Annotated in this window: 15 protein-coding genes; 11 read left to right on the forward strand and 4 right to left on the reverse strand. The window is 63.1% G+C overall.

What is annotated here, in order from left to right; all coding sequences use genetic code 11:
- Positions 1–4 precede the first annotated feature (4 nt).
- The 3 genes from ACK6AU_RS20840 to ACK6AU_RS20850 all read left to right on the forward strand — a co-directional run bounded on the left by ACK6AU_RS20840 (position 5) and on the right by ACK6AU_RS20850 (position 2,366).
- Positions 5–799: an ABC transporter permease gene (locus ACK6AU_RS20840; RefSeq protein ID WP_409301108.1), complete on the forward strand. Its 795-nt coding sequence runs from the start codon at positions 5–7 to the stop codon at positions 797–799.
- Positions 800–1,107: 308 nt separating this feature from the next.
- On the forward strand, positions 1,108–1,650 hold the full coding sequence (locus ACK6AU_RS20845) for a PQQ-dependent catabolism-associated CXXCW motif protein (RefSeq protein WP_185702018.1): 543 nt from the start codon (positions 1,108–1,110) through the stop codon (positions 1,648–1,650).
- 50 nt (positions 1,651–1,700) lie between these two features.
- On the forward strand, positions 1,701–2,366 hold the full coding sequence (locus ACK6AU_RS20850) for a response regulator transcription factor (RefSeq protein WP_185702017.1): 666 nt from the start codon (positions 1,701–1,703) through the stop codon (positions 2,364–2,366).
- 16 nt (positions 2,367–2,382) lie between these two features.
- On the opposite strand, the gene nahK is transcribed toward ACK6AU_RS20850, so the two are convergent.
- The 4 genes from nahK to ACK6AU_RS20870 form a co-directional block, all read right to left on the reverse strand.
- Entirely contained in the window at positions 2,383–5,043 is a 2,661-nt protein-coding gene (nahK, locus tag ACK6AU_RS20855) for a hybrid sensor histidine kinase/response regulator NahK/ErcS' (protein WP_185702016.1), read from the reverse strand.
- Complete coding sequence (nosP, locus tag ACK6AU_RS20860; RefSeq protein ID WP_409301094.1) at positions 4,973–6,136, reverse strand: nitric oxide-sensing protein NosP; 1,164 nt, start codon at positions 6,134–6,136, stop codon at positions 4,973–4,975. Before nosP ends, nahK begins: the two co-directional genes overlap by 71 nt.
- A gap of 313 nt (positions 6,137–6,449) precedes the next feature.
- A complete protein-coding gene (locus ACK6AU_RS20865) occupies positions 6,450–7,634 on the reverse strand; it encodes a porin (RefSeq protein ID WP_185702014.1) in 1,185 nt (394 codons plus the stop codon).
- 209 nt (positions 7,635–7,843) lie between these two features.
- Positions 7,844–8,881 (reverse strand): Ldh family oxidoreductase, encoded by a 1,038-nt coding sequence (locus tag ACK6AU_RS20870; RefSeq protein ID WP_409301096.1) that lies wholly within the window; start codon positions 8,879–8,881, stop codon positions 7,844–7,846.
- A gap of 132 nt (positions 8,882–9,013) precedes the next feature.
- Between ACK6AU_RS20870 and ACK6AU_RS20875 the strand changes: the two genes are divergently transcribed.
- The 8 genes from ACK6AU_RS20875 (at position 9,014) to ACK6AU_RS20910 (ending at position 16,909) form a co-directional block, all read left to right on the forward strand.
- Positions 9,014–9,889: a MurR/RpiR family transcriptional regulator gene (locus tag ACK6AU_RS20875; RefSeq protein ID WP_185702012.1), complete on the forward strand. Its 876-nt coding sequence runs from the start codon at positions 9,014–9,016 to the stop codon at positions 9,887–9,889.
- Between the two features lie 16 nt (positions 9,890–9,905).
- The gene (locus ACK6AU_RS20880; protein ID WP_185702011.1) at positions 9,906–10,658 is read left to right on the forward strand and encodes a transporter substrate-binding domain-containing protein; all 753 of its coding nucleotides are present in this window, start codon (positions 9,906–9,908) and stop codon (positions 10,656–10,658) included.
- Positions 10,659–10,731: 73 nt separating this feature from the next.
- Entirely contained in the window at positions 10,732–11,451 is a 720-nt protein-coding gene (locus tag ACK6AU_RS20885) for an ABC transporter permease (protein WP_409301098.1), read from the forward strand.
- Positions 11,448–12,158 carry an ABC transporter permease gene (locus ACK6AU_RS20890; protein ID WP_185702009.1) on the forward strand — a complete coding sequence of 237 codons (711 nt, stop codon included), beginning with the start codon at positions 11,448–11,450 and terminating at the stop codon, positions 12,156–12,158. Before ACK6AU_RS20885 ends, ACK6AU_RS20890 begins: the two co-directional genes overlap by 4 nt.
- A gap of 45 nt (positions 12,159–12,203) precedes the next feature.
- On the forward strand, positions 12,204–13,445 hold the full coding sequence (locus ACK6AU_RS20895; protein WP_409301100.1) for an NAD(P)/FAD-dependent oxidoreductase: 1,242 nt from the start codon (positions 12,204–12,206) through the stop codon (positions 13,443–13,445).
- Between the two features lie 16 nt (positions 13,446–13,461).
- Positions 13,462–14,262: an amino acid ABC transporter ATP-binding protein gene (locus ACK6AU_RS20900; protein WP_409301102.1), complete on the forward strand. Its 801-nt coding sequence runs from the start codon at positions 13,462–13,464 to the stop codon at positions 14,260–14,262.
- 998 nt (positions 14,263–15,260) lie between these two features.
- The gene (locus ACK6AU_RS20905; protein WP_409301104.1) at positions 15,261–16,457 is read left to right on the forward strand and encodes a hypothetical protein; all 1,197 of its coding nucleotides are present in this window, start codon (positions 15,261–15,263) and stop codon (positions 16,455–16,457) included.
- On the forward strand, positions 16,454–16,909 hold the full coding sequence (locus ACK6AU_RS20910) for a hypothetical protein (RefSeq protein WP_409301106.1): 456 nt from the start codon (positions 16,454–16,456) through the stop codon (positions 16,907–16,909). The genes ACK6AU_RS20905 and ACK6AU_RS20910 overlap by 4 nt, the downstream gene beginning before the upstream one ends.
- Positions 16,910–16,952: the final 43 nt, after the last annotated feature.

Here is a 16,952-nt window from a genome sequence, read left to right on the forward strand (position 1 = left end):
TGGCATGAGCGCCTACTGGCAGTGCCTGCGCGGCATCGTGCTGCGCGAATGGCTGCGCTTCGTCCTGCAGCGCACGCGCTTTCTCAGCGCCCTGGTGCGCCCGTTGCTGTGGCTGCTGGTGTTCGCCGCCGGCTTTCGCGCGGCCCTGGGCATCGCCATCATCGAGCCCTACGACACCTACATTCCCTACGAGGTCTACATCATCCCCGGGCTGGCCTGCATGATCCTGCTGTTCAACGGCATGCAGGGTTCGCTGTCGATGGTCTACGACCGCGAGATGGGCAGCATGCGCCTCCTGCTCACCAGCCCCCTGCCGCGGCCGTTCCTCTTGGCCAGCAAGCTGCTGGCCACGGCCCTGGTGTCGCTGTTGCAGGTCTATGCCTTCCTCGCCATCGCCTGGCTCTACGGGGTGCAGCCGCCGGCCCTGGGCCTGCTGGCGGCGCTACCGGCACTGTTGCTGGTGGCGCTGATGCTCAGCGCCCTCGGGTTGCTGCTGTCCAACGCCATCCGCCAGTTGGAGAACTTCGCCGGGGTGATGAATTTCGTGATCTTCCCGCTGTTCTTCCTGTCTTCGGCGCTGTACCCGCTGTGGAAGATGCTCGAGGCCAGCCAGTGGCTGTATTGGCTGTGCGCCATCAATCCCTTCACCCATGCGGTGGAACTGGTGCGTTTTGCCCTGTACCTGCGGTTCGACCCCCTGGCCCTGGCGGTGTGCCTGGGCCTGACCCTGGTATTCGCGCTGCTCGCGGTCGCCACCTTCAACCCGCAGCACGCCGCCCTGCGCAAGAACACCGCCTAGGTTCTGCTGATGAAAAACTCCGCAGCCGCTGTCGAGCCCTGGGCGAGGCGGCGCAAAGGGCCGAAGGACTTTCCAGGGTTCCGAGAACCGGCACCTGGCCGCGCATGAAACCCCGTGGATGGCCCTGACGGAGCGTGCCAGCAGGCTTGGCGTCACCTGAACAGCCGCAGCAGCGACTACCGACAAGCGCAAGAACGTCGCCCAGCCAGGACCTACGACTTTGGTACTGCTTTTACTGTCGATGGTCGCATTCCCAAGTACCCGGCCCTGGCATGTAATGGGCCCATAACGACAAGGATAAAAGCCATATGCCACGTGCCTTGCAAACCCTGGCCACGCTGTGCCTGAGCCTGGCGCTGGGCAGCGTCCAGGCCGCCGACCCGTTGTTTTCCGCCGAGGGTTATCGCACCGGCCTGTATCGCAGCCCGACCCCGCTGCACATCGAGGCGGCGCAGATCGTCGACACCCAGGCCTTGCAAGGCCTGCTGCAAGAGCACCCGGCACCGCTGCTGATCGATGTCTATCGCCGGCAATGGCTGCAAGGCCGCTTCATCGACAGCGAACCCCACGCCAACCTGCCCGGCAGCCACTGGCTGGCCAATACCGGCGACGGCGAGCTGACGCCCCAGTGGCAGGACTACTTCAGCCAGCATTTGCAGCGCCTGAGCCAGGGCGACCGCCAGCGAGCGCTGGTGTTCTATTGCCGCGCCGATTGCTGGCTGAGCTGGAACGCGGTAAAACGCGCCGCAGCCCTGGGCTATAAAAATATCTACTGGTACCGCGACGGGCTGGATGCCTGGGAAGCCGCCGGGCTGCCCGTGGTGGCGGCCCAGCCCGAGCCCCTGCCCTGACGATACCTTGCTCAAGTGCTCCCATAACCACAATAACGAGGTGAAAGGCCGTGTACAGAATCCTGATAGCCGATGATCACCCACTGTTTCGCGAAGCCATCCACAACGTCATCAGCGACGGTTTCCCCGGCAGCGAGGTGATGGAGACCGCCGACCTGGACAGCGCCCTGGCCCTGACCCAGGACCACGACGACCTGGACCTGATCCTGCTGGACCTGAACATGCCCGGCATGCACGGCCTCAATGGCCTGATCACCCTGCGCAACGAAGCGCCGACCATTCCGGTGGTGATCGTCTCCGCCGAGCAGGACAAGCAGGTCGTGCTGCAGGCCATCACCTATGGCGCCGTGGGTTTCATCACCAAGTCCTCGCCGCGCTCGCAGATGACCGAAGCCATCGAGCAGATCCTCAATGGCAACGTGTACCTGCCGCCGGACATCATCCGCACCCAGAAGAACTCGCCGGGACGACGCAGCAGCGAGGCCCCGAGCTTCCCGCCGGAGCTGTTGCAGGCCCTGACCCGCAAGCAGCTGCTGGTGCTGGAGCGCATGACCAAGGGCGAATCCAACAAGCAGATCGCCTACACCCTGGACATCGCCGAGACCACGGTGAAGGCCCACGTCTCGGCGATCCTGCGCAAGCTCAACGTGCACAACCGGGTGCAGGCGATCCTCAGCGCCGGCGACATCGACTTCGGCGCCTACCTGCGCCGCTAGCGGCAAGCGGCAAGCCTCAAGCTCGGGGCTTACAGCTTGAAGCTTGCCGCTGCTTTATGAGGTGGCTGATGGCGGTCTTGAGTTTCATCGGCCGTACCGGCTTGTGCATCAGGGTGTGACCCAGTTCGCGCAGTTGCTGCTTGAGGTCGTTGCTGTAGTTGGCGGTGACCATCATCGCCGGGATCGCCAGGGCACGGCGGGCGTTGATCCGCGCCACGGCATCGATGCCATTGCGCTGCTGGTCCAGGTGGTAGTCGGCGATCAGCAGGTCGGCCTCGGCCCGGTAGTCGTCCACCTGGCGCGCCAGGTCTTCCTCGGACAACGCCGTGACCACCTGGCAGCCCCAGCCTTCGAGCAAGGTGCGCATGCCGGCGCAGATCGCCGCGTCGTTATCCAGGACCCAGATCCGCGCCCCCTGCAAACGCTCCAGCGGCGCCGCCCGCCATTCCGGGCAGGGTACCGGTAGCGACGCGCTGGCGCTGATCGGCACCTGCACGCTGAACACCGAGCCGCGCCCCGGCCAAGAACGCACGCCAATGCGGTGCCCGAGGATCCCGGCGATCTTCTCGACGATGGCCAGCCCCAGGCCCAGGCCGCGGTCCTGGTCGCGGCGTTGTTCATCGCCGCGCTTGAACTCCTGGAAGATCTCCTCCAGCCGCTCGGCGGCGATGCCCAGGCCACTGTCCCAGACCTGGATCGACAACCAGCGGCCCTGGCGCCGGCAGCCCAGCACCACCCGGCCCTGGCGGGTATAGCGGATGGCATTGCTCAACAGGTTGCGCAGGACCCGCGCCAGCAGCTGGATGTCGCTGCGCACCAGCGCCGAGCAGGCCACGAAGTGCAGCTCCAGGCCCTCGCTGCGGGCCACCTGGGCATATTCGGCGGCCAGGTTGTCCAGCAGCTCGCCCAGGGCGAAAGGCGCGACGTCGGCCTTGATCACCCCGGCGTCCAGCTTGGAGATGTCCACCAGGGTGCCCAGCAGGTTTTCCACGTCCTCCAGGGAATTGCTGACATTGCGCACCAACGCCTGGCTCGCCTCGGGATCGCGGCGTTCGAGCAAGGCGCTGGTGAACAGGCGCGCGGCGTTCAAGGGTTGCAACAGGTCGTGGCTGACCGCGGCGAGGAACTTGGTCTTCGACAGGTTGGCCCGCTCGGCCTCGCCCTTGGCCTCGCGCAGGCGCGATTCGACCCGGCTGCGCTCCTCGATCTCGCGCAGCAGTTGCTGGTTGAGGGTGGTCAGCTCGGCGGTGCGCTCGCGCACCCGCAGCTCCAGGTTCTGGTAGGCCTGGTGCAAGGCCTCGGCGGTGCGCCGGCGCTCGGTGATGTCGCGGATCAGCACGAAGATCCCCACCACCTCGCCACTGGCCAGGCGGTTGGGCACGTAGGAGCGCAGCATGTAGCGCTCCTGGTGGTTGATGTTGGTCTCGGCGAACTCGAACGTCACGCTCTCTCCCGCCAGCGCCCGGGCGATATAGGGCTCCAGGCGTAGGTAATGCTGCTCGCTGTGCACCTCGCGCAGGCTCTGGCCGAGCATCACGCCCCGGGGCCAGCAGTACCACTGCTCGTAGACCTTGTTGGTGAACTCGTACACCAGGTCGGCATTGAGGTAGGCGATCAGCGCCGGCACGTGGTCGGCGATCAGGCGAATCCAGCGCTCGCTCTCGCTCAAGGCCTCGGCATGCTGGTAGCGCTCGGTGATGTCGGTGAAGGTGTTGACGAAACCGCCGGTGGGCAGCGGATGGGTGCGGATCTCCAGGACCCGGCCATCGCTCAGGCGCTGCTCGCATTCATGGATCACCCGGCCGCCGGCATCGCGACTGGCTGGGGTCAGCAGGCTCAGTTCGCTGTCGCCGATGACCTCGGCGAACAGCCGGTGCGCGGCCACCGGGGCCAACCCGCTGAGTTCCAGGAAGCGTCGGTTCCACAACTCCAGCACGCCCTCGGCGTTGACCATGGCCACGCCCTGGGACAGGTTGTCCACCGCCCGTTGCAGCAGGTGGGATTTCTGCGCCACCGCCTGCTCGCGGCGCAGGGTCTCGCTGTGCTTGACCTCGGTGATGTCGGTGAACAGGATCACCCGCCCACCCTCGCGGGTCGGCCGTTCGCTGACCTGCAGCCAGCGGCCGTTGTGCAGGCGATACAGCAGTTGCTCGTCGCCACCGCTGCGCGGTTCTTCGCTGAACAGCCCGGTGCTGGTCAGCAAGCGCCGGACCTCGGCCAGGCGCATGCCGGCCATGATCCGCACCCGGCTGTTGGCCCAGAAAGCGCGAAAGCGACTGTTGAACAGGACGATGCGCTGCTCCTGGTCGAACAGCACGAAGGCGTCGGAAATGCTCTCGATGGCGTCGATCAGGTGCTGATGGGCGGTCTCGGCCCGCAACCGCGCCTCACTGAGCAAATGGTTGCCGGCCTTGAGCTCGGCCATGGCCTGGTTCAGCGCGTCGGTGCGTTCGCGCACCTGTTCGGCCAGCACCACCGAATGCTGGAACGCCGCATAGGGATCGTTGCCCCGGGTGATGCCGGACTCGACCCGCTCGATCAACGCGTCGTTGATCCGCCGCAGCTTGTGGTTCTGCCGTTGCAGGCAGTCGATCCGGGCGTGCAGTTCAGCGACGGGCCGCAGCCCGGCTGCGAGCAATGGCGACCCCGGTGAAGGTCTGGTTGATGTGCATGCCATTGAACTGTTCTCCGTAGGTGTTGAACCCCATCACCCGCTGCTCGCGCAGGAAGGCGCCGATACGCTCCAGGCCGCCCTGGTCTTCCAGTTCCAGGCGGCGCAGGAAGCAGTCGCAGCCAATGGTCAGCAGCAAACTGCCCAGGCGCTGTTGCAGGCCGTCGAACAAGGCTTGCAAGTTGGGCAGCAACGGCCCCGGGGTCATGGCGGTGAGGACGATGCCGTTCTCCACCGCGCAGTAGAAACTCAGGCTCAGGTCCGGGTGCACCTGCTGCACCGCGCGCACGTAGTAGTGCTGGTTGATCCGCACCGCCAGCGGATGGGCGGCGAACACCCGGTGATCGAGCTGCGCCAGCGGCACGCCGATCAGCCGCGCGTATTCCTCGGCGGCCGGTTCCGCGTTCAGTTCATAGACCCGGCGCAAGGTACTGTCGGCGCCGGTGACCACCAGCTTTTCCGCCCGGGGCTGGATGTGGTGCGTGGTGAACACCTCGAAATCCAGCCAGGTGTTGACCAGCACCACCACCGCCGCGCCGCTGTGGAATTCACCGCCGAAATACACATGGGTGTGGGTCAGGTAGTTGTCGTCGCCGGCCGAGCCGCCGAAATGCGGGATATCGCCCAGGGCCGCGCCGAGGGCGGCCAGGACCATTTCCTCGCGGCTCGACAGGCCGTCCAGCAGGGTCAGGGCGAAGGTGTTGCTCTTGATCGGTGCCAGGGTGTTGCTGCGACAGCCGCCCACCAGGCGTTCGACCATCTGCTGGGCATCGATCAGGCTGAAATGCTCCATCTGGTCGATCAGCTCGGCGGCGATGGAAAAGTGCCGGTGGTCAAAACCGATGGCGGTCACGCAATTGCGCCCGTAACCCCGGGGGGTGATTTCCCCGGCGCTGGTGCAGCCCACCAGGGGAATGCCGCCAAAGCCCTGTTGCAGGGCCTGGCCGAGGGCTTGCAGGGGGTACTCGGCGGAGCAGAAGAACAACACGAAGCCCAGGTGCGGATGCAGCAACTGGCGGGCCAGGTCCTGGGCTACCTGCTGCGGATCGCCGGCCTGGGACATGGCGCTGACCACGCCCTCGCTCTGGGCTTGCTGCATGGTTGTCTCCGGCGCGGGTTATCTGAGGGATGAGTGTACGAAGTCGGCCCCGGGGCACGAATGCTACTTGGGTAGCGGGTGGACAGTTCCATGGGCGTAGGCGCCGGCGTGGCGAGGGAGCTTGCTCCTGCTCAGGCGCGCAGCGGCCGCGAAACCTGAATCCGCGATCAGCCAGGCAGACCGCGGACTCAGGCCTTGGGAAGGCTGCGCCTTCCAGCGCGAGCAAGCTCGCCCGCCACAGTTTTTTTTACAACCGTCCGCAATAACGGATGCAAACCACTTGCAGCGGGCAACTTGCGGCTTGCCGCTGCCGTTACCAGGTCAGCACCGCGCCGACGGCGAAGGTGTTGGTGTCTTCGTTCTGGGCGTTGCCGCGATGGCCATCGATCTGGAACTGGTTGTACTCGGCCACCAGCTTGAGGTTGTCGTTGATGTCATGGAACAGCGCGACACCGCGGGTCTGGTAGTCGGCACCGCTGCCCACCACGCCGTTGCCGTCGTCACGGGTCTTGCCGTAGGACAGCGCCAGGCGGTTCTTGCCCAGCTTGTACGAGCCCTGCAGCAGGTAGCCGCGGCTGTCGATATTGCGCAGCGTGGCCTTGCCGGCATTGTTGGTGAAGAAGGGGTTGATGCCCTTGGCCTGGAACCCCGAGCCAGTCAGGGACAGCCCGCCCATCTTGGCTTGCAGGCCGTAGCCCAGGCCCTTGGAGGTGACCGACTGCACCTCGGGATCGGTGTTGTCGGAGGTCTGGTAGCTGCCGTTGAGCCAGCTGTAGAACTTGGCCCCGCCCAGGTCGAACTGGTAGGTGATCTCACTCTCGGTGCGCGGGTTCTTCTGGTAGGACTTGCCCAGGGTGCTGCTGTCGTTGGTGTCCACCGGGTCGAGAATGCCCACCGCCACCCGCAGGCCGTCCATCAGCGGGCTGCGGTAGGTGATCTGCGAGGTGGGAAAGGGATAGGGATAACCGCTGCCGATGTTGCCGAACGACACCCCGCCGCCGTCCACCAGCCCCAGGCTGTCGCTGACCTGGCCATAACCGGCGAGCATTTCGTCGAGCAGGATATTGGAGCGGGCGAACAGGCCGAAGTCCTTGCCGATCAGCACTTCGCCCCATTCGGGGTTGGCCACGGTGCCGTAGAACTGGCGCACGTCGATGGCGGTGTCGGTGCCGTTGTCCTGGCTGTCGTTGATGGTCACCCAGAACGAGGCCCGGGCGCCGAGCTTGAGGTCGTCCACCTGCCGGCCCATGTTGAAGCCCAGGTAGTTGGGCAAAAAGCCCATCTTCACCCGCGCCTGGCGCCGGTCGTACTGCTCGCCGGCACGGTCGACCTTGCTGTTGACGTAGAAGGCGTTGACGTAGCCGTCGGTGGAAAAGGTGGTCTGGTCCTTGTCGTAGAGCATGATCTGGGCCTGGGCGGCCGTGCCCAGGCCCAGGGTCGACAGGCCGGCGATCAGGGCCGGAAACAGAGGATGCTGGCGATTCTTATTGTTGTGCATGGCGCGCTCCGCATTCGGGGGACGAGATGTCGGAGGCGATTATCGAAAGGCGCCGCAAGCACCCATAGGCTGCCTTGGGGGCAAGGGACCGGTGCTTTGGAGGGGCTGGCAGGAACCGGCCAATCCGATCCACGACCGGCCCCGCTACCAGCCCCCTACCGGGAGTAGCACCAAGGGTTGATCGACCCCGGTGCCAAGGGATGAAGCCTTCAGCCGTCCCCGGCCAGTTCCCGCAGGCGCGCCAGTTCGGCGGCGGCCAGGGGAATACCCTCTTGCAGGGCTTTGGCCCGGGTGCGGTGGCGTCGGTCGCCGGGCAGGCGCTCCAGGCCCACGGCCTGCATCTGCCGCACCAGCTCCTGGCTGCGCTGGGCGAAGCGACCACCGCCGCAGTGGCTGGGGTCGATGACGATCAGCAACTGGCCGGTCCAGGGCGTCTGTGCCCCGGGGTGCCGGGACCAGTCGAACTCGAAGGAAAAATTGCCTCCCGTCAGCGCCGCCGCCAGCAACTCCACCATCATCGACAGCGCCGAGCCCTTGTGCCCGCCGAAGGGCAGCAAGGCGCCGCCATCGAGGATCGCCGCCGGATCGCAGGTGGGCTGGCCGTCACGATCCACCCCCATGCCCTCGGGCAGCTGCTGGCCCTGGCGCTTGGCGATCTGCACGTCGCCATGGGCAATGGCGCTGGTGGCCAGGTCGAAGACGATGGGCTCGGCGCCTTCGCGGGGCGCGGCGAAGGCAATCGGGTTGGTGCCGAACAACGGCCGCTGGGCGCCGTGGGGCACCACGCAGGTCATGCTGTTGACCAGACTCAGGGCCACCAGGCCCTCTTCGGCGAAGGGCTCGACATCCGGCCAGAGCGCGGCGAAGTGATGGGAATTGCGGATCGCCAGCACCGCGATCCCGGCGCTGCGGGCCTTGCTCACCAGGGTCTCGCGGGCCGCCGCCAGGGCCGGCTGGGCAAAGCCGCCGGCGGCGTCCACCGCCACCACGCCAGGGGCCACGTCCTCGACTTGCGGCACGGCCTGGCCATCGACCCAGCCGCTGGCCAGGGACGACAGGTAGCCGGGAATGCGGAACACCCCGTGGCTGTGGGAGCCGTCGCGCTGGGCCCGGGCGCAGTTGTCCGCCAGGACCCGGGCCACCTCGGCACGGGTGCCGTGGCGCAGGAAGATGCGTTGCAGAAGATGGGTCAAGGCCGGCAGGTCGAGGTACTCGCTAGCGGCCTGCGCCAGGGGGGCTTCGGACATGGGTGGCTCCATTGGAATTGTTATGGGAAGGCACCTGACTATCGCGTCATGCCAGTTAACTGTCAAACATTGACTTAATGACAGAAAACATCCATTTTTCATTGCCAACGGCCCGCTAAAACGAAAACAACCATGAGCCAACCGATCAAGCAACGCCTCGAAAGTGCCCTGTCCGGTACTACCGCCTCAGGCCGGGCGATCGCCAGCTACATGCTGGCCAACCTTCATGAACTGCCGTTCCAGACCGCCGCCGAGGTGGCCGGCAAGCTGGGGCTCAGCGAGTCCAGCGTCGGGCGCTTCTGCCGCGCCATCGGCTACAGCCATTTCAAGGACTTGAAGAACGACCTGAAGAACGACCTCGGCGAAGGGCCGTGGCTGGTGGGCGATCGCTTGCAGGAATTTCGCCAGCAACCCAACCCCACCGGCCAGGGCCTGCCGCGCAGCTTCGAGCTGGAAGTCGGCGCGCTGATGAAGGTCTACGAATACAGCCTGACCCCGGCCTGGGACCAGGTCGTGCAACGCCTGGCCAGCCGCCCGCGGGTGTTCGTCGCTGGCTTCCAGACCGAGCGCGGCATCGCCGCCTCCATGGTCCACCTGCTGCAATACCTGCGCGACGGCGTGCAACTGGTGGACGGTTCCGCCGGGCACTTCGCCGAGGTGCTGTTGGCCCCGCCCGCCGACTGCGCGCTGGTGGTGTTCGAGGCCCGGCGCTACTCGCGCCACGCCCTGGCCCTGTGCCACAAGGCCCGCGCGGCCGGGATACCCGTGACCCTGGTGACCGACACCTTCTGCGACTGGGCCGAGCAGAACGCCGACGAAGTGTTCCGCGTGCCCACCGAGTTCAACCTGTTCTGGGAGTCCACCGCGGCGATGCTGTCGCTGGTGCACCTGCTGGTCAACCAAGTGTGCAAGCACCTGGGGCCCGAGGTGGAAAAGCGCCTGGAAGCCACTGCCACCCTGCACAACGAGTTCGTTGGCTACACATCCTCCACCCGAGCAAAACAATAAGTCATCGAGGTGCTCCATGAAAAACGTCGTTCGCTTCGCCAGTGCCTGCGTCATGGCCGTCGCCGCTACCGCGGCCCAGGCCGAGGTCTTGAAGATCGCCACCGAAGGCGCCTACCCGCCCTTCAACTACGTGGACTCCAGCAACCAGCTGCACGGCTTCGACGTGGACATCGCCAACGCCCTGTGCGAGCGGCTCAAGGTGCAGTGCCAGATCGTCGCCCAGGACTGGGAAGGCATTATCCCGGCACTGATGGCCAAGAAATACGACGCCGTGGTGGCCTCGATGATCGCCACCGACGAGCGCAAGAAAAAGATCGCCTTCACCAATCACTACTACCGCACCCCGCTGTCGGTGGCGGTGGCCAGGGACTCGGACATCACCGACGCCCAGACCGACTTCAAGGGCCGCACCGTGGGCGCGCAATCGTCCTCGACCCAGGCCATCTACGCCGAGGACCACTACGGCCCGGCTGGCGCCGACGTGAAGTTCTACCCGACCCTGGACGAAGCCAACAGCGACCTGGCCGCCGGGCGCATCGACGGGGTGATCGCCGACAAATTCCCGCTGCTGGCCTGGGCCGACACCGCCGGCAAGGATTGCTGCAAGATCATCGGTGACGTCAACGGCACCACCGCCGACGCCTCGATCGCCGTGCGCAAGGAAGACAACGCCCTGCGCGAGCGCCTGAACCAGGCCCTGGACGAGATCGTCGCCGACGGCACCTACAAGAAGATCTCCAGCCGCTACTTCGCCTTCGACATCTACTGATCCGTCGCCACGGTGCCGCGCCGCCCTGGCGCGGCGCCCGGCTGCACGACGCGTTGCGCAAGAGGGTCCGAGCATGTTCCAACAGCTGTCTCTTCTTTCCCTGGCCAGCGGCGGCTGGGGCTCGGCCTTGTTGGCCGGAGCCCTGGTGACCATCGCCCTGGCACTGGCCTGCGTGCCCATCGGCCTGCCCCTGGGGCTCGCCGTGGCCTTGGCCGCCCGCTCGAAAAACCGCTGGGCGCGGGCCTGGGCCACCAGCTTCTCCACGGTGTTTCGCGGCCTGCCGGAGCTGTTGACCCTGCTGATCATCTACTACGGCTGCCAGATCGCCGCGCAGAAGATCCTCGCCGCCCTGGGCTACCCCGGCGAGGTGGCGATCAACACCTTCGTCGCCGCGATGATCGCCTTCAGCCTGGTGTTCGCCGCCTTCTCCAGCGAGATCTGGCTGGCGGCGTTCAAGACCCTGCCCAAGGGCCAGTACGAAGCCGCCAGCGCCCTGGGCCTGTCGCGGCGCACCACCTTCAACCAGGTGCTGCTGCCGCAACTGACCCGCATCGCCCTGCCGGGCCTGTCCAACAACTGGCTGTCGCTGCTCAAGGACACCTCGCTGGTCTCGACCATTTCCCTGGTGGACCTGATGCGCCAGACCAACCTGGCGGTCAGCGTGACCAAGGAACCCATGCTGTTCTACAGCGTGGCCTGCCTGGGCTACCTGCTGTTCTCGGCGTTGTCCGGGCAGTTGTTCGGCTTTCTCGAACGGCGCTTCAACCGCCATCAGCGGAGCCTGCAACCATGAACCTGGATCAATGGCTGAACCTGGTGCTCAACCAGGAATTGCTGGAGCGCTACGGCCCGCGCTTTATCGAGGGCTTGCTGGTGACCGCCAAGCTGGTGGCGATCTCCTTCAGCCTCGGCGCCCTGCTGGGCCTGCTGATCGCCCTTGGGCGGCTGTCCGGCAACCCGCTGCTGCGGCGCTTTACCGGGGCCTATGTGTACTTCTTCCGCGGCTCGCCGCTGCTGGCCCAGCTGTTCATGCTGTATTACGGCCTGGGCTCGTTCAAAGGCTTCTGGCAGGACGTGGGGCTGTGGTGGTTCTTTCGCGAGGCGTGGCTGTGCACCCTGCTGGCCTTCACCCTGAACACCGCCGCCTACCAGGCGGAGATCCTGCGCGGCAGCCTGTTGGCGGTGGCCCAGGGGCAGCGTGAAGCCTGCCAGGCCCTGGGCCTGTCGCGCTGGACGGCGTTTCGCAAGGTGATCCTGCCGCAGTCGCTGCTGGTGGCCATCGGGCCTTTGGGCAACGAGCTGATCCTGATGATCAAGGCCAGCGCCATCGCCTCCCTGGTGACCCTCTACGACCTGATGGGCGTGACCAAGCTGGCCTTCTCCCGCAGCTTCGATTTCCAGATCTACCTGTGGGCCGCGGTGCTGTACCTGGTGATCGTCGAGGGAGTGCGGCGCAGCCTGAAATACCTGGAAGGCCGTCTCGGCCGGCACTTGAACTGAACCCTTGGGAGCCCGCGCACGGCCCCCCGCAGTAAGGATAGAACCATGCATTGCCAGACCATCGTCTTGGGCGCCGGGATCGTCGGCGTCAGCACCGCCCTGCACTTGCAGGCCCGTGGCCGCGAAGTCGTGCTGCTGGACCGCCAGCCGCCAGGCAACGGCACCAGCCACGGCAACGCCGGGCTGATCGAACGCGCCAGCGTGATCCCCTACGCCTTCCCCCGGGAGGTCGGCAAGCTGCTGCGCTACGGCCTCAACCAGCAATCGGACGTACGCTACAGCCTGCGCCACCTGCCCAAGGCCGGCCCCTGGCTGCTGCAATACTGGCGCCACTCCTCGCCCCAGGGCCTGGCCGCCGCCACCCGCGCCATGCTGCCGCTGATCGAACGCTGCGTCAGCGACCATCTGGCCCTGGCGGAGCCGGCGGGCATGCTCGGGCTGATCCACGACGGCGGCTGGCTCGAAGCCTTCAACGACCAGCAAGCCTTCGACAGCGCCCAGGCCGCCGCCGCGGACCTGGCCCAGTACCAGCTCAACTACCGGGTGCTGGACCGCGAGCAGATCCACGCCCTGGAACCCGGCCTGCACGGCGACGTGGTGGGCGGCCTGCACTGGCTCGACCCGCGCACGGTCAGCGACCCCGGCGGCCTGACCCGTGGCTACGCCGAACTGTTCAAGCAGCGCGGCGGCCGATTCGTCATCGGCGATGCCCTGAGCCTGGCCCAGGTCGAAGGCGGCTGGCAGGTGCACAGCGAACACGGCCCGATCAGCGCCCAGGAAGTGGTAGTCGCCCTCGGCCCGCAAGCCGCAGGCCTCTTCGAACCCCTGGGCTACCGCATCCCGCTGGCGATCAAGCGCGGCTACCACATGCACTACGCCGCCCTGCCCGGCAGCGAGCTGCGCCACCCGATCCTCGACCCGGTGGGCGGCTACGTGCTGGCGCCGATGGTGGGCGGCATTCGCCTGACCACTGGCATCGAATTCGCCGACCCGAGCGACCCGATCAACGAAATCCAACTGCGCCGCTGCGAAACCCTGGCCCGGCAGTTCTACCCCCTGGGCGAACGCCTCGACGCCGAACCCTGGCTGGGCCGCCGCCCCTGCCTGCCGGACATGTGCCCGGTGATCGGCCCGGCGCCGCGCCACCCGGGGCTGTGGTTCAACTTCGGCCACGCCCACCACGGCCTGACCCTGGGCCCGGTCAGCGGTCGCCTGCTGGCACAACTGATGACCGGCCAGACACCCTTCACCGACCCTGCCCCCTATCGCGCCGAGCGCTTCAACTGACCGTCGGAGACCTGCCATGCTGACCCAGACCGCCCCGCTGTCCGCCGTGCCCGACCCTGCCGCCCGCGCCACCATCGACCGCCGCGAAGTGGTGATCGATATCGCCGGGCTGAACAAGTTCTACGGCGCCTTCCACGTGCTGCACGACATCGACCTCAAGGTCCGCCAGGGCGAACGCATCGTCCTCTGCGGGCCTTCCGGCTCCGGCAAATCGACCTTGATCCGCTGCATCAACCGCCTGGAAATCGCCGAGAAAGGCCAGATCCTGGTGGACCGCACCGACCTTGCACAAAACACCCGCGAAGCGGCCAAGGTGCGCAGCCAGGTGGGTATGGTGTTCCAGCACTTCAACCTGTTCCCGCACATGAGCGTGCTGGACAACTGCACCCTGGCCCCCACCACCGTGCGCGGCCTCTCGCGCAAAAAGGCCGAAGAACTGGCCCGCAGCTTCCTGGCCAAGGTCGGCATCGAAAGCCAGGCCGGCAAATACCCCAGCCAACTGTCCGGGGGGCAGCAACAGCGCGTGGCCATCGCCCGGGCGCTGTGCATGGAACCGAAGATCATGCTGTTCGACGAACCCACCTCGGCGCTGGACCCGGAAATGGTCAGCGAAGTGCTGGATGTGATGGTGAAACTGGCCGACAGCGGCATGACCATGCTGTGCGTGACCCATGAGATGGGCTTTGCCCGGCAGGTGGCGGAGCGGGTGTTGTTTCTGGATGGAGGGCGGATTGTGGAGGATGCGCCGCCGGAGGCGTTTTTTGCGGCGCCCAAGAGTGAGCGGGCGAAGGCGTTTCTTGCGCAGATTGTGCATTGAGGTGGGGGGCAGGTTCGTTGCTGCGGGTGTGGCGTACTGCAACGAGTCAGGTTGGAGTTCCAGACTGAGCTAGGGGCCCCGCGAACTTACTGTGGCGAGGGAGCTTGCTCCCGCTCGAGCGCGCAGTGGTCGTAAAACCTGAGGTTGCGGTCTTTTTAGTGTACATATCCATTGCAGCGCTCACGGCCACTTAGGGTTCCGCTCTTACAGCGGGTCACTTTGGATGGAGCCCAAAGTAACCAAAGGCTCTCTGCCCCCTCACTCGGTGCCTCGCCTAGGCTCGGCATGCCCTCTCTCCGGCCATCGTGTTTAAAGGGGCAGGCAGATCAAAAGCCAAAGCAAGAGCAAAAGCAGGCGGCCTACCGGCCGGCCTGGTTTATCGCCGTTCGCGTTACATCTAGCCGCTGCCGAGGGCTGCGAACGACCGCGAAGCGGGTGCAGGATCTAAAACGTGAATATCTATCCGTCTCTCCAAGCCCCTTCACGAAGAACTGAGCAAAAGAGTAAATCGGCCAACCGAAGACATTACGCACTGCAATGATCACGACCAACAGTAAATGATCATGAACTACCGTTAGTAACAGGCTGCTATCGGCCAAAAGCAGACGTCAATCAATGACCGCTTCCGACCCATAGCATCCGGTCACGAAACCTGTTGGCCTTTCGATAAGCCCGACCAAAGATTGAGCTGACGGAAGGCGATCGCTAAAACGATGGGGGCACCGATCCTCATACTCACCGCCATCGACAGAGTTATGTCAATATGCCATCCATGCCTGTCGGCTTCATCAGCAGGTATCAGTGCCGCTCCAGGAGGTCTATCCGTGCATGAAGCATAAGCCAGTCAAAAATCCTCTGTGCATCCACCGCTGGAAACTGCTCTATATACATAAATTAGGGCTTGGCCTCCAGTTGATGCCAGCTGTCGGACAAATTCGCTCTCAGGTTTTCCTGAGCATAGAACTTTTTCTCGGAAGTATGGTTTCCGGTAGGTGCGTATGGGACATTTAGAACAAACAGCGGCAGATAAAAGCGCTTTAGGTTTTGAGTATCAGGATCTTGTACTCGTCAACATTCTGCTTGGATTAAATCCAGGAGAGCAAATTGGGCTAGAGGTGTTTGATGATGTTCACACCGAGAGCATCACTGATGATCTCTGCCTTATTCAGGTTAAACATAGTCTTTCTGGAGGAAATATAACGGAGAGGGATATCGACCTGTGGAAGACACTGTACAATTGGTGGAAGTCGGTGCCGGAGTTGCCACCCGGCAAAAATATTGAGTTCCAAATATACTCAAACAAAAAACTCAACAATCAAAATCTGATTGTTCTCCTGAAAGCCGCGAAGGAGAACAAGGAAAAAATCATTGATGCGATTCTTGCTATTTTTGAAGATATCCAAGCGGCTGAGGCGCTAAAAGCACCGACCGATTCAGAAAATCCTATTTTTAAATATGTAAAAGCTCTCGCGACAGCCAAGCATGAAGAAGTTAAGTTTCTTCTGGAGCGCTTTAGTTTTCAGACCGATAGTGAAAGCATTAAACACCAGATAAACAAAAAACTAGCGTATTTTGCCGTACCGAATAGTAAGTTAGATGATACTCGAAAGTTTGTAGTTGGAGCCTATAAAGAGTTCAAGGTGGAAGCTATTACGTCGGGTGCCAAAGTGATGATCACTTATCAGGACTTCCGGGTTCAGATGGGTTTTGATAGGATTTTGAGATCGTCGAGGAGCAATGAGGTCGATTATGATAGATTCTATGATAAGTACTACCATTTCCAGCGCCTAGAAAATCTATCATTTTTAGGAAGTATCTTTAGCACTCAACTGCTAGACATCGGTAAGACTGAAGCTGATGCTGTTGAACACGGAATTGAGATGCTTGCAACTGAAGAGTTAATAGGTGAGTTAAAGAAAGAGGGTGACTTTACTTACCAGGATAATACTCGATTAGAGCAGCAGTGCGAGATAAGCTGGAAAAATATACACAAGCAAGCTCATGGAACATTTTCCCAAGACGGTTCTCAGCCTATCTTGGCCGCTCAAGCTTGCTATGAAAAAACACTGAGCAAAGAGTTAAAAATAAAAAACATTGTACTACCAGACGGGTTCAGTCGAGGAAAATTTATCAAGCTGTCTAATACCCCGTCGATTGGATGGAAGATAGATTGGCAGGAGCTTTACCTAAAATGAATCCTCTTGTAACAAACGAAGTACTCGGGGTATTAGCGTTCCAAGCAACGCTAGCACACATGCCAGATCGCACGATCGAACTTTCCAACTCACTGCTGATCTTGCCGTTAATCTTTAATAAGCGGATTCGGTCAATTCTAAAAAACAAAAACGTTGTGTATATCAGCAGTCGTGATCTGGTACTTTCATTCCCCAAAGACTTCTCCGCCGTGAGTAATCACTTCCTAGATCTTTCAGCCATCTCGGTAAATACAGTGTTACTTGCATGCGAAATGGGAGTCGCAAAGTTTGACGAAAGAACTTTATCTCTTGTCTCTGAAGTTTTTACGTCGACGAACCAAAAATCGGTAGGACAACTAGGAGCCGAAATTTATCTTGCTGCCCCGAGGTTGGCGAAAATTTTAGAAGAAAATAGCTCTGAGCTATATCAGAATTTTAGGATTATTCTATGAGCAGCATTCAAATAAAAAATATACTTCTTTGGCAAAAAAACGG

Source organism: Pseudomonas sp. KCJK8993, assembly GCF_046230915.1.
GTDB lineage: Bacteria > Pseudomonadota > Gammaproteobacteria > Pseudomonadales > Pseudomonadaceae > Aquipseudomonas > Aquipseudomonas piscis.

Bases quoted from the DNA above. Each gene is read 5' to 3' on its own strand.
- ACK6AU_RS20885 (WP_409301098.1), top strand. From the start codon at position 10,732: ATGTTCCAACAGCTGTCTCTTCTTTCCCTGGCCAGCGGCGGCTGGGGC.
- ACK6AU_RS20900 (WP_409301102.1), top strand. From the start codon at position 13,462: ATGCTGACCCAGACCGCCCCGCTGTCCGCCGTGCCCGACCCTGCCGCC.
- nosP (WP_409301094.1), bottom strand. From the start codon at position 6,136: ATGCAGCAAGCCCAGAGCGAGGGCGTGGTCAGCGCCATGTCCCAGGCC.
- ACK6AU_RS20880 (WP_185702011.1), top strand. From the start codon at position 9,906: ATGAAAAACGTCGTTCGCTTCGCCAGTGCCTGCGTCATGGCCGTCGCC.
- ACK6AU_RS20890 (WP_185702009.1), top strand. From the start codon at position 11,448: ATGAACCTGGATCAATGGCTGAACCTGGTGCTCAACCAGGAATTGCTG.
- ACK6AU_RS20910 (WP_409301106.1), top strand. From the start codon at position 16,454: ATGAATCCTCTTGTAACAAACGAAGTACTCGGGGTATTAGCGTTCCAA.
- ACK6AU_RS20875 (WP_185702012.1), top strand. From the start codon at position 9,014: ATGAGCCAACCGATCAAGCAACGCCTCGAAAGTGCCCTGTCCGGTACT.
- ACK6AU_RS20865 (WP_185702014.1), bottom strand. From the start codon at position 7,634: ATGCACAACAATAAGAATCGCCAGCATCCTCTGTTTCCGGCCCTGATC.
- ACK6AU_RS20895 (WP_409301100.1), top strand. From the start codon at position 12,204: ATGCATTGCCAGACCATCGTCTTGGGCGCCGGGATCGTCGGCGTCAGC.
- ACK6AU_RS20870 (WP_409301096.1), bottom strand. From the start codon at position 8,881: ATGTCCGAAGCCCCCCTGGCGCAGGCCGCTAGCGAGTACCTCGACCTG.
- ACK6AU_RS20840 (WP_409301108.1), top strand. From the start codon at position 5: ATGAGCGCCTACTGGCAGTGCCTGCGCGGCATCGTGCTGCGCGAATGG.
- nahK (WP_185702016.1), bottom strand. From the start codon at position 5,043: ATGGCATGCACATCAACCAGACCTTCACCGGGGTCGCCATTGCTCGCA.
- ACK6AU_RS20845 (WP_185702018.1), top strand. From the start codon at position 1,108: ATGCCACGTGCCTTGCAAACCCTGGCCACGCTGTGCCTGAGCCTGGCG.
- ACK6AU_RS20905 (WP_409301104.1), top strand. From the start codon at position 15,261: ATGGGACATTTAGAACAAACAGCGGCAGATAAAAGCGCTTTAGGTTTT.